We start from the raw sequence: 14,065 nt of genomic DNA on the forward strand, positions 1-14,065 counted from the left end.
TTTAGCTTTCAAAAACAGTATACTTATAGTAAAATGTTTTTAGCCAAGCATGTAATTAAAGGGGGAAAACATTCCATGTCCATCGAATTGAAAACGCAGTACGGACAAATTGATATTACGAATGATGTCATTGCAATGATTGCTGGAGGTGCAGCGGTGGATTGCTACGGAATTGTTGGAATGGCTTCAAAGAACCAAATTAAAGACGGTTTCACAGATATCTTACGTAAAGAAAACTTCACTCGCGGAGTGATTGTTCGTCAAGATGAAGAGGAAGTACATATTGATATGTATATTATTGTGAGTTATGGTACAAAAATTTCTGAGATTGCCCATAATGTACAATCCAAGGTTAAATATACTCTTGATAAGACCGTCGGCTTGGCGGTAGATTCAGTAAATATTTTTGTGCAGGGGGTTCGTGTTACGAACCCGTAGTGAGGAGGAAGATTCGTGTCGATTACATCTTTGGAAGGAAAACGTTTTGCCAAAATGGTGATACAGGGTGCCACCCAATTATCTGCCAACGCGCAGCTGGTTGACGCGCTCAACGTTTTTCCTGTTCCTGATGGTGATACTGGAACAAATATGAATTTATCAATGACTTCCGGTGCTAAGGAAGTTCAAAACCATATTCAAGATCATATTGGAAATGTGGCTGCTGCCCTTTCAAAAGGGTTATTGATGGGAGCAAGAGGTAACTCAGGTGTTATCTTATCCCAATTGTTCAGAGGCTTTGGTAAAGCGATTGAAGGGAAAGAATCCTTATCCGGTGCAGAGTTTGCCAATGCACTTCAAACAGGGGTGGAAACGGCTTATAAAGCGGTAATGAAACCTGTGGAAGGAACGATTCTAACGGTTGCGAAAGACGCTGCGAGAAAAGGTGTTTCTGTAGCCGAGACTGAAAGTGATTTCGTGAAGCTTATGCAGGCAATTGTCGACGAAGCGCAGGCTTCATTGAATCGTACACCTGATTTACTTCCTGTATTGAAGGAAGTGGGAGTAGTCGATAGTGGAGGTCAGGGACTTCTATGCGTTTATGAAGGATTCCTTGCTGAGCTTAAAGGGGAAAAGGTTTCGAATCAGGCGTCACTGCCATCCATGAATGACCTTGTAAGTGCAGAGCATCATAAGACGGCACAGGATTTCATGAGTACAGAGGATATTGAATTTGGATATTGTACAGAATTCATGGTCCGATTTGAAAGTGATAAGCAGTCGTTTGTGGAAGAAGACTTTCGTCAGGATTTAAGCAAGTTCGGTGATTCCCTGCTTGTCATCAGTGACGATGAATTAGCCAAAGTACATATCCACTCCGAAAAGCCCGGGGATGTATTGACGTATGGTCATAAATACGGAAGTCTCATCAATATAAAGATTGAAAACATGAGACAACAGCACAGCAGCATCGTTGGTGAAACAAAGCCAGTGAAAGCTCAGGCTCCTGCTGCACCAAAAGAAGTTGACTTTGCCATTGTTACGGTTGCTATGGGTGAAGGGATTTCCGACTTGTTCAAAAGCATCGGTGCTACGGCTGTGATCGAAGGCGGTCAAACGATGAATCCAAGTACGGAGGATATCGTGAAAGCTGTAGAAGAAGTGAATGCCAAGAAAGTCATCATCATGCCGAATAACAAGAATATCATCATGGCTGCTGAACAAGCGGCTGAAGTTCTTGAAATGGAGGTGGCTGTTGTCCCTACGAAGACCGTACCGCAGGGGATGGCTGCACTACTTGCCTTTAATCCATCAGCTTCTGTTGAAGACAACAAACAGTTAATGACCGAGGCTTCGAAACAGGTGAAAACGGGTCAAGTCACGTTCGCTGTGAGAGATACGTCCATTGATGGTGTATCGATTTCAAAAGATGACTTTATGGGCATAGAAGAAGGCAAGATTGTCGTCTCGGATTCTGACCGTCAAAAGTCTGCTCAAAGCCTGTTGGATACAATGTTGGAAGATGACTCAGAGATTTTAACCATTCTATACGGTGAAGATGTCAGCGAAGAAGATGTTGAGTCACTCAGAGAGTATGTAGAACAGCAATATGAAGACGTCGAAGTGGAAGTTCATAATGGTAAACAACCACTTTACTCCTATATATTCTCAGTTGAATAAGGATTAAAGGAAGGGGGCAGCTCTAAAAGGAGTTTGTCCCCTTCAATTATGTTAGAATGGTAATATGAATAGGATGTTAAGTAAGGGGGAAAAGTCGTGAAATACAAAAGTGTATTTGATATTATCGGTCCTGTGATGATCGGTCCTTCAAGTTCTCATACGGCAGGTGCTGCAAGAATAGGAAGATTAGCAAGAAGCCTGTTTCGAAGGGAACCAAAATGGGCGACGATATCCTTTTATGGATCGTTTGCAAAAACCTACAAGGGGCATGGAACAGATGTAGCCATAGTCGGTGGTATCCTTGATTATGATACATATGATGAACGAATTATCGAATCGATCAATGTAGCTAAGGAAAAAGGGATAAAGATCAAATTTCAAGAAGAAGATGCCATCACGGATCACCCGAATACTGCACGTATCCACATGGGAGATGATCAAGGCGATATCGAACTGGTCGGTATTTCCATAGGTGGAGGGAAAGTTGAAATCATTGAACTTAATGGCTTTGAACTTAAACTCTCAGGTCATCATCCAGCAATACTTGTAGTTCATGATGACCGATTCGGAGCGATTGCTTCTGTCTCCAATGTCATTGCTAAGCATCAACTGAACATCGGGCATATGGATGTGTCCAGGAAAGAAAAAGGACAAATGGCATTGATGACCATAGAGGTCGATCAACCGATAGATGAAGCGGTGATAAACGAATTGACATCATTGCCTAACATTACACAAGTAACACGGATTTCTGATTAATCAATTACAATAATGATAGCGTTTACATAAAGAGGAGGTTATTTACATGTTTCGAAATGTAGCAGAATTGGTTGAACTTGCTGAAAGTCAGAACAAGAAAATATCTGATATTATGATCGAACAGGAAATTGAGTTTACGGGAAAAACATTTGAAGAGGTTTATAGTCAGATGGAAAAGAATCTGGAAGTGATGGAGCAGGCAGTAGCCAGGGGCCTCGAAGGTGTCAAGTCCCACTCCGGGTTGACAGGCGGCGATGCCGTATTATTACAGAAATACATTGATTCAGGACGTTCCCTTTGTGGGGACACGATTCTGGATGCGGTCAGTAAAGCCGTTGCAACAAACGAAGTGAATGCAGCGATGGGGACGATCTGCGCCACTCCTACTGCAGGGTCCGCCGGAGTGGTTCCCGGAACACTGTTTGCTGTGAAGAATAAGTTGAATCCCACAAAAGATGAAATGATCCGCTTTTTATTTGCATCAGGTGCCTTTGGTTTCGTGGTGGCGAATAACGCTTCCATCTCAGGGGCAGCTGGCGGTTGTCAGGCAGAGGTGGGATCCGCGAGCGGGATGGCAGCAGCTGCCATCGTTGAAATGGCAGGGGGGTCCCCTGGTCAATCAGCGGAAGCCATGGCGATTACGTTGAAGAACATGTTAGGTCTGGTATGTGATCCTGTAGCGGGACTGGTGGAAGTTCCCTGTGTGAAACGGAATGCCATGGGGGCTGCCAATGCCATGGTTGCGGCGGATATGGCCCTTGCAGGTATAACGAGCCGTATTCCATGTGATGAAGTGATCGATGCCATGTATAAAATCGGTCAAACCATGCCGGTGGCGCTTCGTGAAACGGCTCAAGGGGGACTGGCGGCTACGCCGACAGGCAGAGAGCTTGAAGCGAAAATCTTTGGGGTTTCCCTGAATAAACGTGAAGACTCGTAATGAAGGACTGACAATCCAGAACATTAAGGGGATTGGTGAAGAAACAGCTGTACAGCTGAATACAATGGGGATACATTCTGTTCTGGATCTGTTGGAATACCTGCCTTACCGCTATGAGGATTATCGACTTAGGGACCTGGAAGAAGTAGCCCATGAAGAACGCGTCACTGTTGAGGGGAAAGTTCATTCGGAACCCGCACTGATGTTTTATGGGAGAAAAAAATCCCGATTGACCCTGAGGATTCTCGTAGGGAGGAATCTGGTTCAAGTGGTGTTTTTTAATCAGCCTTACTTGAAAAAGAAGATCAATCTTCATGACACGGTGACGGTGACTGGAAAATGGGATAAAAACAGGCAAATCATTACGGCACAGTATTTTCAGACGGGTCCTCATGATAAACAGGGCGATTTTGAACCTGTATATTCATTGAAAGGCTCAGTGAAAAACAATACACTCAGGAAATTCATCAAGAAGGCTTTCAGTGATTACGGTCATCTGATCCATGAGAACCTCCCTGTCCATTTAATGGAGAAGTATAAGCTTTCAAGCCGGAAAGATGCTCTATATCATCTTCACTTTCCTGATTCCACCGAAGATATGAAGCAGGCAAGAAGGCGGTTTGTTTATGAAGAATTCCTGTTGTTTCAGTTGAAGATGCAGGCTTTGAGAAAGTTCGAAAGGGAACATTCAAACGGCATGCCTCAACATTATGATTTGGATAAAGTCAAATCATTTATTGAATCTTTGCCATTTCCATTGACCGATGCGCAAAAACGGGTGGTGAATGAGATTTCGGCAGATATGAAATCTCCTTATCGGATGAATCGCCTTCTCCAAGGGGATGTGGGATCCGGTAAGACCGTCGTATCCGCCATAGCCTTGTATTCAAGTGTAACAGCGGGTTATCAGGGGGCACTAATGGTCCCGACAGAAATACTGGCAGAACAGCATGCGAATTCCCTAAGCGATATGCTGGGGTCGATGGGACTGTCCGTTGCCCTTCTAACCAGCTCTGTAAAAGGGAAGAAGCGGCGTCTTTTATTGGATAAACTGAAAGATGGTGAAATTGATATTCTCATTGGTACCCATGCCCTCATACAGGATGAAGTCGAATTCAAGCATCTTGGCCTCGTGGTCACAGATGAACAACATAGGTTCGGTGTCAACCAAAGAAGGGTACTTAGGGAAAAAGGGGAAAGTCCTGATGTATTATTCATGACAGCGACCCCGATTCCGAGAACACTTGCCATCACCGTATTTGGTGAGATGGATGTGAGTATCATCGATCAAATGCCTGCCGGAAGGAAGTCGATTGAAACCTATTGGGCGAAAGCGGATATGCTGTCCAGAGTCCTTTCGTTTATGGATAAGGAGTTGGACCAGGGGCGCCAGGCATATGTGATTTGTCCATTGATTGAGGAGTCGGACAAACTGGATGTGCAAAATGCCATCGATGTCTATAATCAATTGGTCCATTATTTTGAAGGGCGTTATAAGGTCGGTCTTATGCACGGGAGACTTCATCCGGAAGATAAGGATGGAGTCATGAGGGAATTCAGTGCGAACCACCTTCAAGTGCTTGTTTCCACCACAGTGGTTGAGGTTGGCGTGAACGTGCCCAATGCTACATTCATGCTCATCTATGATGCGGAACGATTCGGGTTGAGTCAGCTTCATCAACTGAGAGGAAGGGTAGGTCGTGGTGAACATCAATCGTATTGTATCCTCCTTGCGGAACCAAAGACCGAAGTCGGGAAAGAGCGCATGAAAATCATGACAGAAACGAATGATGGATTTGTCCTTAGTGAAAAAGATCTTGAATTAAGGGGTCCTGGTGACTTTTTCGGCAGAAAGCAGAGCGGGCTCCCTGAGTTTAAGGTGGCAGACATGGTGCATGACTACCGTGCTCTGGAAGTGGCAAGGGACGATGCTCAAGCGTTGATTGCATCCGCTCAATTCTGGAGTGATCCAGAGTTTGAACCGCTCAGGGCGTATTTATCCGGATCGGGAATATTAGACGGCGAAAAGCTGGACTAGAAAGGCAGATTGTGAGATTATTTCTTGCAATCTGCTTTTTTAGATTATATACTACTATTAGTACCTAGTACTAATACTGGACGGTGTTAAAATTGAGACTTTCGAAAAAGGAAAGACAGGGAAACCTTACTGACACAATCAAAGTGAATCCTTTTATAACAGATGAAGAATTGGCTGAACGGTTTCGGGTAAGCGTCCAGACAATCCGGTTGGACCGGATGGAATTGTCGATCCCAGAACTTCGTGAACGCATCAAATACGTTGCGGAGAAATCGTTTGAAGACGAAGTGAAGTCGTTGCCTATTGAAGAGATTATTGGAGAAATTATTGATATAGAGCTGGATCAAAGTGCGATATCCATTTTTGATGTGAAACGGGAGCATGTCTTTATCAGGAATGGAATTGCGAGGGGGCACCACTTGTTTGCTCAGGCGAATTCCCTTGCAGTGGCTGTCATAAATGACGACTTGGCATTAACTGCTAAGTCAAACATCCGTTTTACCCGACCCGTCAAGGAAGGGGAAAGGGTGGTTGCGAAAGCGAAAGTGATACATATGAAAGATCAAAAAGACCGAACAACGGTAGAAGTTCAAAGTTTAGTCGGTGGTGAGCTCGTTTTTACAGGTGAATTTGAAATGTATCGCTCTAAAAAATCTGTAAAGGATGAAGAGTAGATGAGATTAGCCGTTGATGCAATGGGCGGGGATCACGCCCCGAAAGAAATCGTTCTAGGAGTGAAGCGGGCGTTACGTGAATTTAATGATATTGAAGTGCTCCTATACGGGGATGAAAAGCAGATTAAAGAGTATATCACCCCCGAAGATCGCCTGACGATCGTCCACACCGATGAAGTGATCGAAGGTACGGATGAGCCTGTCAGAGCGGTAAAACGAAAGAAGAATGCTTCGATGGTACTGATGGCTCAGGCAGTGAAAGATGGGGAAGCTGATGCCTGTATTTCAGCTGGCAATACGGGTGCCCTGATGACGGCAGGATTGTTCATCGTAGGGAGGATTGACGGGATTGAACGGCCTGCGTTGGCACCGACCCTTCCAACACTTGATGGAAAAGGATTCCTTATGCTTGACCTTGGGGCGAATGTCGATGCTAAACCCGAGCATCTGGCACAATACGCAGTCATGGGAAGCATTTATTCTGAGAAAGTGAGAGGAATCAAAAACCCGCGCGTCGGCTTATTGAACATTGGAACGGAAGATAAAAAGGGAAATGAATTAACAAAGAACACATTCAAATTATTAAAAGAACTGCCTATCAATTTTGTGGGGAATGTAGAGTCCAGAGACTTATTGGATGGACCGGCCGATGTTGTCGTAACGGACGGTTTTACCGGGAACATGGTACTGAAGACCATAGAAGGGACGGCCCTGTCCGTCTTCTCCATGTTGAAAAAAACGTTCACGGCCTCAACGAAAAACAAACTTGCAGCAGGACTGGTGAAGAATGATCTGAAACAATTGAAGAATATGCTCGATTATACAGAGTACGGAGGGGCAGGCCTGTTCGGCCTGAAGGCACCGGTCATCAAAGCCCATGGTTCGTCTAATGAAGTGGCTCTGTATAATGCCATGAGACAAGCAAGGGAAATGGTGAAGCACGACGTTTCCAACACGATAAAAGATGCTATTAAGGGGAGTGTGGAATAATATGAGTAAAATTGCGTTTATCTTTCCTGGACAAGGTTCCCAAACAGTGGGGATGGGGAAAGAATTAGCCGGGCAATACCCTGATGTGCAATCATATTTTAATAAAGCCGATGACCGATTGGATACAAAGCTCTCAACAATTATATTTGAAGGTCCCCAGGAAGAGCTTACCCAGACAACGAACGCTCAGCCTGCCCTTCTGACGACAAGTATGGCCATTCTGGACCGCTTGACAGCCCAGGGGGTTACGGCAGATTATACGGCGGGTCACAGCTTAGGGGAATACTCTGCCCTCGTGGCTGCAGGTGCAATCGGATTTGAAGATGCTGTGTATACCGTTCGTAAAAGAGGGGAATTCATGGAAGAAGCAGTACCAAGCGGAGAAGGAACGATGGCTGCCGTCCTTGGTTTGGGCAGAGAACCATTGAAAGAAGTGACAGACCTTGTGACAGATGAGGGCCATCCCGTTGGACTTGCGAACTTGAATTGTCCCGGTCAAATTGTCATTTCAGGGACGGTGCGCGGAGTGGAAATGGCTTCAGAGAAAGCGAAGGAAGCCGGAGCGAAGCGGGTCATCCCACTTCAGGTGAGTGGTCCTTTCCATTCCCAATTAATGAAACCGGCTGCCGAACAGTTCGTTTCAATATTGGATTCGATCACGATCAAAGATGCAGAAGTACCTGTCATTGCGAATGTGACAGCAGAGCCGGTAACAGGACGTGAGGAAATCAAGCGTTTATTAATAGAACAATTGTACTCACCAGTTCAGTGGGAAGATACTGTTGAGAAGCTTCTGGAGTTAGGTGTAGACACATTTATCGAAGTGGGACCTGGGAAAGTGCTTTCAGGTTTGGTGAAAAAAGTGAACAGACGAGTGAAGACATATGCTATTCAAGATGAAGCATCCTTGCAACAAACCATTCAAGCGCTGAAGGAGGAAGCTTAAATGAATTTAGAAGGTAAAGTGGCACTGGTGACAGGAGCATCCCGTGGAATCGGACGGGAGATCGCTCTTGAACTTGCACGTGAAGGTTGTAATGTGGCCGTGAATTTTGCGGGTAGTGAACAGAAAGCAAACGAAGTTGTGGATGAAATCAAAGGTTTGGGCAGAGAAGCAATCGCCGTACAATGTGATGTATCGGATGCTGAAAGTGTTCAGGCTATGGTGAAGGAAACGATTGCTGAATTTGGTTCCATTGATATTCTTGTGAACAATGCCGGCATCACCAAGGATAATTTGTTGATGAGAATGAAAGAAACAGAATGGGATGATGTCATCAACATCAACCTTAAAGGTGTATTCCTGTGTACGAAGGCCGTAACACGTCAAATGATGAAACAACGCAGTGGCCGGATCATCAATATTTCTTCTATTGTCGGAGTGAGCGGGAATCCAGGACAAGCAAACTATGTAGCAGCCAAATCAGGTGTGATCGGATTGACTAAAACGACTGCGAGAGAGCTTGCCCCCCGTGGAATTACCGTGAATGCCATTGCTCCTGGCTTCATTTCCACTGATATGACCGATAAGCTTACGGAAGATGTACGGGATGAAATGTTAAAACAAATCCCGTTAAGCCGTTTTGGCGCTCCCGGGGATATTGCAAAAATAGTGACATTTGTTGCGTCCGACTCCGCATCGTATATGACTGGTCAAACTCTCCATATTGATGGTGGAATGGTCATGTAAGGGACAGAATGAAATAATTTATACATGTTTTCATGTATACTCTTTTCATTAGAGGTGAAAATGCTCTATAATACTTGAGGGGAGGTGACAAAAATGGCAGAAGTATTAGATCGTGTAACAAAAATTATCGTTGATCGTCTAGGTGTAGATGAATCTCAAGTAACTCTTGAAGCTTCTTTTAAAGAAGATCTAGGTGCTGACTCCCTTGATGTAGTTGAGCTGGTTATGGAACTTGAAGATGAATTTGACATGGAAATTTCTGACGATGATGCTGAAAAAATCGGCACAGTAGGTGATGCTGTGAACTACATACAAGCAAAGGCTTAATCGTTAGATTGAATAGAGAGATGGGAGATCCATCTTATATTCTAACCATTTTAAACTTGGTAGGGACGTAACTCCCTACCAAGTTTATTTGTGTTCTAACTTCTTTGTTCAAGAAATTTTTGCGTAAATGATTTTTTTAGAATAAACTTGATTAGTATACATTGAGAACATATTAGCAAGGTGGAGTGCCTGATGCGGAAGCAAAACAGAAGTAATGGATTATCGAAACATAAAAATGATTTGAAATTCAAGACATTTCAAAATCAAATGGGAATTCAATTTAAAGATGAAAAACTCCTTAAACAAGCTTTTACTCATTCATCTTATGTGAATGAGCATCGTCGAAAACCATATGAAGATAACGAACGCTTAGAATTTCTCGGGGACGCCGTTCTGGAATTAACGGTATCTCAATTTCTTTTCAAGAAATACCCCATGATGAGTGAAGGGGAACTTACCAAGTTAAGGGCGGCCATCGTATGCGAACCATCCCTGGTGAAGTTCTCGATTGAACTGAATTTCGGTGAACTCATTCTGTTGGGTAAGGGTGAAGAAATGACGGGGGGACGTGAGAGACCGGCTTTACTCGCCGATGTCTTTGAAGCGTTTATCGGGGCGGTATACCTGGATCAAGGATTAGAAACAGTCATTTCAATCCTTGAAAAAGTGGTCTACCCCAAAATTAATGTCGGTGCTTTTTCTCATGTGATGGATTATAAGAGTCAGTTACAAGAGCTGGTTCAAAGGGGCAGTGCTGGAATGATCGAGTATAGTATCTTAGAAGAAAGCGGCCCTGCCCATAATCGTCAGTTTATTTCAAGAGTGAGTTTAAATGATGAAGAATTGGGCATTGGAAATGGCCGGTCAAAAAAAGAGGCTGAACAAAAAGCCGCACAGAAAGCTCTGGAAAAGTTAAAACAAAAGCTGGACGCGAAATAGGGGGAAAGAAGATGTTCCTCAAACAACTAGAAGTAATGGGGTTTAAATCTTTTGCAGAAAGAATATCCGTGGAGTTTGTCCCGGGTGTCACCGCTGTCGTAGGACCGAACGGCAGCGGGAAAAGCAATATTATAGACGCAATCAGGTGGGTCCTTGGTGAACAATCAGCAAAAAGCCTGCGCGGGTCGAAAATGGAAGACGTCATTTTTGCCGGAAGTGATTCCAGGAAAGCTCTCAATATAGCGGAAGTGACCCTGGTTTTAGATAACGAAGACGGCGCACTGCCCATCGATTATAGTGAGGTCAGTGTCACAAGAAGAGTCTACCGTTCGGGAGATAGTGAATATTTACTGAATAAACAGCCATGCAGGTTAAAGGATATCATCGAACTGTTCATGGATTCAGGGTTAGGAAAAGAAGCTTTCTCGATTATCAGTCAGGGCAAAGTGGAAGAAATCCTGAACAGTAAGCCGGAAGAAAGAAGAACCATCTTCGAAGAGGCTGCCGGGGTGTTGAAGTATAAATCACGGAAGAAAAAAGCTGAAAATAAGTTATTTGAAACACAAGAAAATCTTAATCGTGTGAATGATATCCTTCATGAATTGGAAGGACAAGTGGAACCACTGAAGCTTCAGGCTTCCATGGCACGTGATTATCTGGAGAAGAAAGAGGAGCTTGAGAAGTTCGAAGTTGCCTTGACTGTCTATGATATAGAAGATTTACATAAGCAGTGGGAAAAGCTGAGTGGAGAATTCGAACAGCATGGACAAGAAGAATTGGTCCTTTCCTCCCGCATTCAGAAGAAAGAAGCCCTCCTGACACAAACAAGGGATAAAATAGCGGCTCTCGATGAGTCGATTTCAAGCCTGCAGGAAGTGCTCCTTTCCACAAGTGAAGAATTAGAGAAACTTGAGGGTAGAAAACAAGTGCTGGTAGAGCGGAAGAAAAATTCGTCCACCAATGAATCACAGCTGAAGCAATCCATCGAAGAAGCTGAAAATCAAATTCAACGTTTAGTTTCTGAAAAAGAAAAAGCAAAACGCGACTTCAAGCGGATCGATTCTGAGGTGGCCGGGTTAAAAGAACTCCTTGTCACGAAACAGAATCAATTCAAGCACTATAACGAAAATATTGAAGAAGTCATTGAATCATATAAAAGTGATTACATTGAAAAGCTAAATCAACAGGCTTCTGCAAAAAATGAAATTCAGTATCTTAAACAGCAGCTTGAACAGCAATCCAGTCGCAGCGGTCGATTAGAAGCGGAAAATGAAAAATACGTCTCTCAACGTGAAGAATTACATTTGCGTCACAAGGAACGATCGAAAGAACTTCAGGTGCAAAAAGAACAGATCGATGAGCATCTCTTCTTGTATCGCGAGGAACAAAAAAAGCTTGAATCCGTGAAAGCCAAATATGAAAAGCAGGAAAAAACACTTTATCAGGCATTTCAATTCCTGCAACAAGCGAAGTCCAGGAAAGAAATGCTCGAAGAAATGGAAGAAGACTATTCAGGTTTCTTCCAGGGGGTAAAAGAAGTCCTTAAAGAACGTTCGGGTCAATTAACCGGCATTCAAGGGGCGGTAGCGGAGCTTATTACGGTTCCTAAATCATATGAAACGGCTATGGAAACGGCCCTGGCTGCATCGATGCAGCATATTGTAGTCGATACAGAAGAAGACGGCCGTAAAGCCATTGCCTTTTTGAAGAAACATCAATATGGCCGGGCCACATTCTTGCCGATGAACGTGATCAAAGGGAAATCGATACCCGAAAGCCAAAAGAATATGCTGAAAGGGCATCCTTCCTTTGTAGGTGTGGGAGCTGATCTGTTACATTTTGATGAACGCTTTCAAATGGTGATGTCAAGCCTAGTGGGCAATGTCATCATCGCAAGGGATCTAAAGGGTGCAAACGAAATTGCGAAGCTTGTTCAATATCGTTATCGACTCGTTACGCTGGATGGGGACGTTGTCAATCCCGGGGGATCCATGTCCGGAGGTACTGTGAAACAGAAGAAAAATTCCCTTCTTTCAAGAAAAGGGGAACTGGAAGAGATGAAAGAAAAGCTTTCCAGTATGGAAACTCAGACAGAACAGCTTCAATCTCAAGTAAAAGCGCTTAAAGAAGAAAGCGGTTTTCGTGAGAAGAAGCTGGAAGAAATGAGAGTGAAGGGGGAGAGCTTGCGTTTCAAAGAACAAGAACTCTTCTCCCAACTTCGAGAAATTGAACTTTCCCAGCAAAATCTGGATGAAAGGCTGTCCTTGTATGACCTGGAGAAAAAGGATTTTACAACAATCAAAGAAAAACATGATTCCAGAACGAAAGAATTGGAAGCTTCACTCAAGGAGATAGGGGAAGAGGTTACACAGCTTGATCAAAAGATTAATGAGCTGACTCTTCAGAAAAATAGTGAACGAACGTCCAAAGACGCTTTGTTGAATGAAATCAGTGACATTAAAGCGAATCTCGCTGCACGGAATGAACAGCTGGTGAACAGCCGACAGCAATTGAACCGGGTGCAGGATACGATGGCTGAGACAAACAGGCGAAAGATAAGTCTCCAGGATGACCTGGAATGGTTGCAGACAGAAATGAAGGATAACTTCTCGGGTGAAGAGAAGCTTGGAATAAAAGCAGAAGAGTGTGCCTTGCAAAAGGAAGAAACGTCCAAGTTGATTGCTGTTCGCAGGGACGAGCGCTCCAACCTTCAACATACAGTCGATGACGAGGAACTGGAGCTTAAAGAGTTGAAGCGTCTGCATAAAGGATTGGTTGGTGCCCTAAGGGATGAGGAAGTGAAAATCAATCGTCTTGATGTAGAACTCGAGAACCGTCTTGATCATTTGAGGGATGAATATATGCTTTCGTTTGAAGCAGCAAAGCAGGACTACCCTCTTTCAATTGAAGTGGAAGAAGCAAGGAAAAAAGTGAAACTTGTGAAATTAGCATTGGAAGAGCTTGGGACCGTCAATCTGGGTGCGATTGATGAATACGAACGAGTGAAGGAAAGATACGAATTTTTAGTTGATCAGAAGAATGATCTGACGGAAGCGAAGGACACTCTGTACCTGGTCATTAATGAAATGGACACCGAAATGATCAAACGTTTTGATCAAACCTTCACGAGCATACAAGAGGAATTTGAAGGTGTATTCAAAGCCTTATTTGGCGGCGGTAGAGCAGAGTTGAAGCTTACCGATCCGTCTGATCTCCTTAACACCGGTGTGGATATAGTAGCCCAGCCGCCCGGGAAAAAGCTTCAGAACCTGGGGCTGATGTCGGGTGGGGAAAGGGCTTTGACGGCCATTGCCCTGCTGTTTTCGATTCTGAAGATCCGCCCTGTCCCATTCTGCATACTCGATGAAGTGGAAGCGGCCCTGGACGAAGCGAATGTGCAGAGATTCAGTCAATATTTAAAGAAATTCAGTGATGAAACACAATTCATCGTCATCACTCATCGTAAAGGTACCATGGAAGAAGCCCATGTACTGTATGGGGTAACGATGCAGGAATCCGGAGTGTCTAAACTGGTATCAGTCAGACTACAGGAGACGAAGCAACTACTTGAAACTTAAATAAGGGTGTGG

12 protein-coding genes are annotated in these 14,065 nt (G+C 44.0%); all 12 read left to right on the top strand.

Features of this window, described 5'->3' with window-relative positions:
- The first annotated feature begins 75 nt into the window (after window positions 1-75).
- A complete protein-coding gene (locus NQ095_RS09385; protein WP_034755738.1) occupies window positions 76-438 on the top strand; it encodes an Asp23/Gls24 family envelope stress response protein in 363 nt (120 codons plus the stop codon).
- Window positions 439-453: 15 nt separating this feature from the next.
- Entirely contained in the window at window positions 454-2,118 is a 1,665-nt protein-coding gene (locus tag NQ095_RS09390) for a DAK2 domain-containing protein (protein ID WP_258263226.1), read from the top strand.
- A 96-nt stretch (window positions 2,119-2,214) separates the two neighbouring features.
- A complete protein-coding gene (gene sdaAB / locus NQ095_RS09395; protein ID WP_258263227.1) occupies window positions 2,215-2,877 on the top strand; it encodes an L-serine ammonia-lyase, iron-sulfur-dependent subunit beta in 663 nt (220 codons plus the stop codon).
- Window positions 2,878-2,923: 46 nt separating this feature from the next.
- Window positions 2,924-3,817, top strand: a complete 894-nt coding sequence (sdaAA, locus tag NQ095_RS09400; protein WP_258263228.1) for an L-serine ammonia-lyase, iron-sulfur-dependent, subunit alpha — start codon at window positions 2,924-2,926, stop codon at window positions 3,815-3,817.
- Window positions 3,804-5,855 (top strand): ATP-dependent DNA helicase RecG, encoded by a 2,052-nt coding sequence (recG, locus tag NQ095_RS09405; RefSeq protein WP_258263229.1) that lies wholly within the window; start codon window positions 3,804-3,806, stop codon window positions 5,853-5,855. Before sdaAA ends, recG begins: the two co-directional genes overlap by 14 nt.
- Window positions 5,856-5,947: 92 nt before the next feature.
- The gene (gene fapR, locus NQ095_RS09410) at window positions 5,948-6,529 is read left to right on the top strand and encodes a transcription factor FapR (RefSeq protein WP_060669794.1); all 582 of its coding nucleotides are present in this window, start codon (window positions 5,948-5,950) and stop codon (window positions 6,527-6,529) included.
- Window positions 6,530-7,519 (top strand): phosphate acyltransferase PlsX, encoded by a 990-nt coding sequence (gene plsX, locus NQ095_RS09415; RefSeq protein ID WP_258263230.1) that lies wholly within the window; start codon window positions 6,530-6,532, stop codon window positions 7,517-7,519.
- A 1-nt stretch (window position 7,520) separates the two neighbouring features.
- A complete protein-coding gene (gene fabD / locus NQ095_RS09420) occupies window positions 7,521-8,465 on the top strand; it encodes an ACP S-malonyltransferase (protein WP_258263231.1) in 945 nt (314 codons plus the stop codon).
- Window positions 8,466-9,209 (top strand): 3-oxoacyl-[acyl-carrier-protein] reductase, encoded by a 744-nt coding sequence (gene fabG, locus NQ095_RS09425; RefSeq protein ID WP_258263232.1) that lies wholly within the window; start codon window positions 8,466-8,468, stop codon window positions 9,207-9,209. It begins immediately after the preceding gene.
- A gap of 93 nt (window positions 9,210-9,302) precedes the next feature.
- A complete protein-coding gene (gene acpP / locus NQ095_RS09430) occupies window positions 9,303-9,536 on the top strand; it encodes an acyl carrier protein (protein ID WP_034755712.1) in 234 nt (77 codons plus the stop codon).
- A 192-nt stretch (window positions 9,537-9,728) separates the two neighbouring features.
- Complete coding sequence (gene rnc / locus NQ095_RS09435) at window positions 9,729-10,475, top strand: ribonuclease III (RefSeq protein ID WP_258263233.1); 747 nt, start codon at window positions 9,729-9,731, stop codon at window positions 10,473-10,475.
- A gap of 11 nt (window positions 10,476-10,486) precedes the next feature.
- A complete protein-coding gene (gene smc, locus NQ095_RS09440) occupies window positions 10,487-14,053 on the top strand; it encodes a chromosome segregation protein SMC (protein ID WP_258263234.1) in 3,567 nt (1,188 codons plus the stop codon).
- Window positions 14,054-14,065: the final 12 nt, after the last annotated feature.

It is taken from the genome of Rossellomorea sp. SC111 (assembly GCF_024733565.1).
GTDB lineage: Bacteria > Bacillota > Bacilli > Bacillales > Bacillaceae_B > Rossellomorea.

Excerpts from the sequence above, each read along its gene's own strand:
- NQ095_RS09385 (WP_034755738.1), top strand. The coding sequence starts at position 76 with ATGTCCATCGAATTGAAAACGCAGTACGGACAAATTGATATTACGAAT.
- sdaAA (WP_258263228.1), top strand. The coding sequence starts at position 2,924 with ATGTTTCGAAATGTAGCAGAATTGGTTGAACTTGCTGAAAGTCAGAAC.
- plsX (WP_258263230.1), top strand. The coding sequence starts at position 6,530 with ATGAGATTAGCCGTTGATGCAATGGGCGGGGATCACGCCCCGAAAGAA.
- fabD (WP_258263231.1), top strand. The coding sequence starts at position 7,521 with ATGAGTAAAATTGCGTTTATCTTTCCTGGACAAGGTTCCCAAACAGTG.
- fabG (WP_258263232.1), top strand. The coding sequence starts at position 8,466 with ATGAATTTAGAAGGTAAAGTGGCACTGGTGACAGGAGCATCCCGTGGA.
- acpP (WP_034755712.1), top strand. The coding sequence starts at position 9,303 with ATGGCAGAAGTATTAGATCGTGTAACAAAAATTATCGTTGATCGTCTA.
- rnc (WP_258263233.1), top strand. The coding sequence starts at position 9,729 with ATGCGGAAGCAAAACAGAAGTAATGGATTATCGAAACATAAAAATGAT.
- smc (WP_258263234.1), top strand. The coding sequence starts at position 10,487 with ATGTTCCTCAAACAACTAGAAGTAATGGGGTTTAAATCTTTTGCAGAA.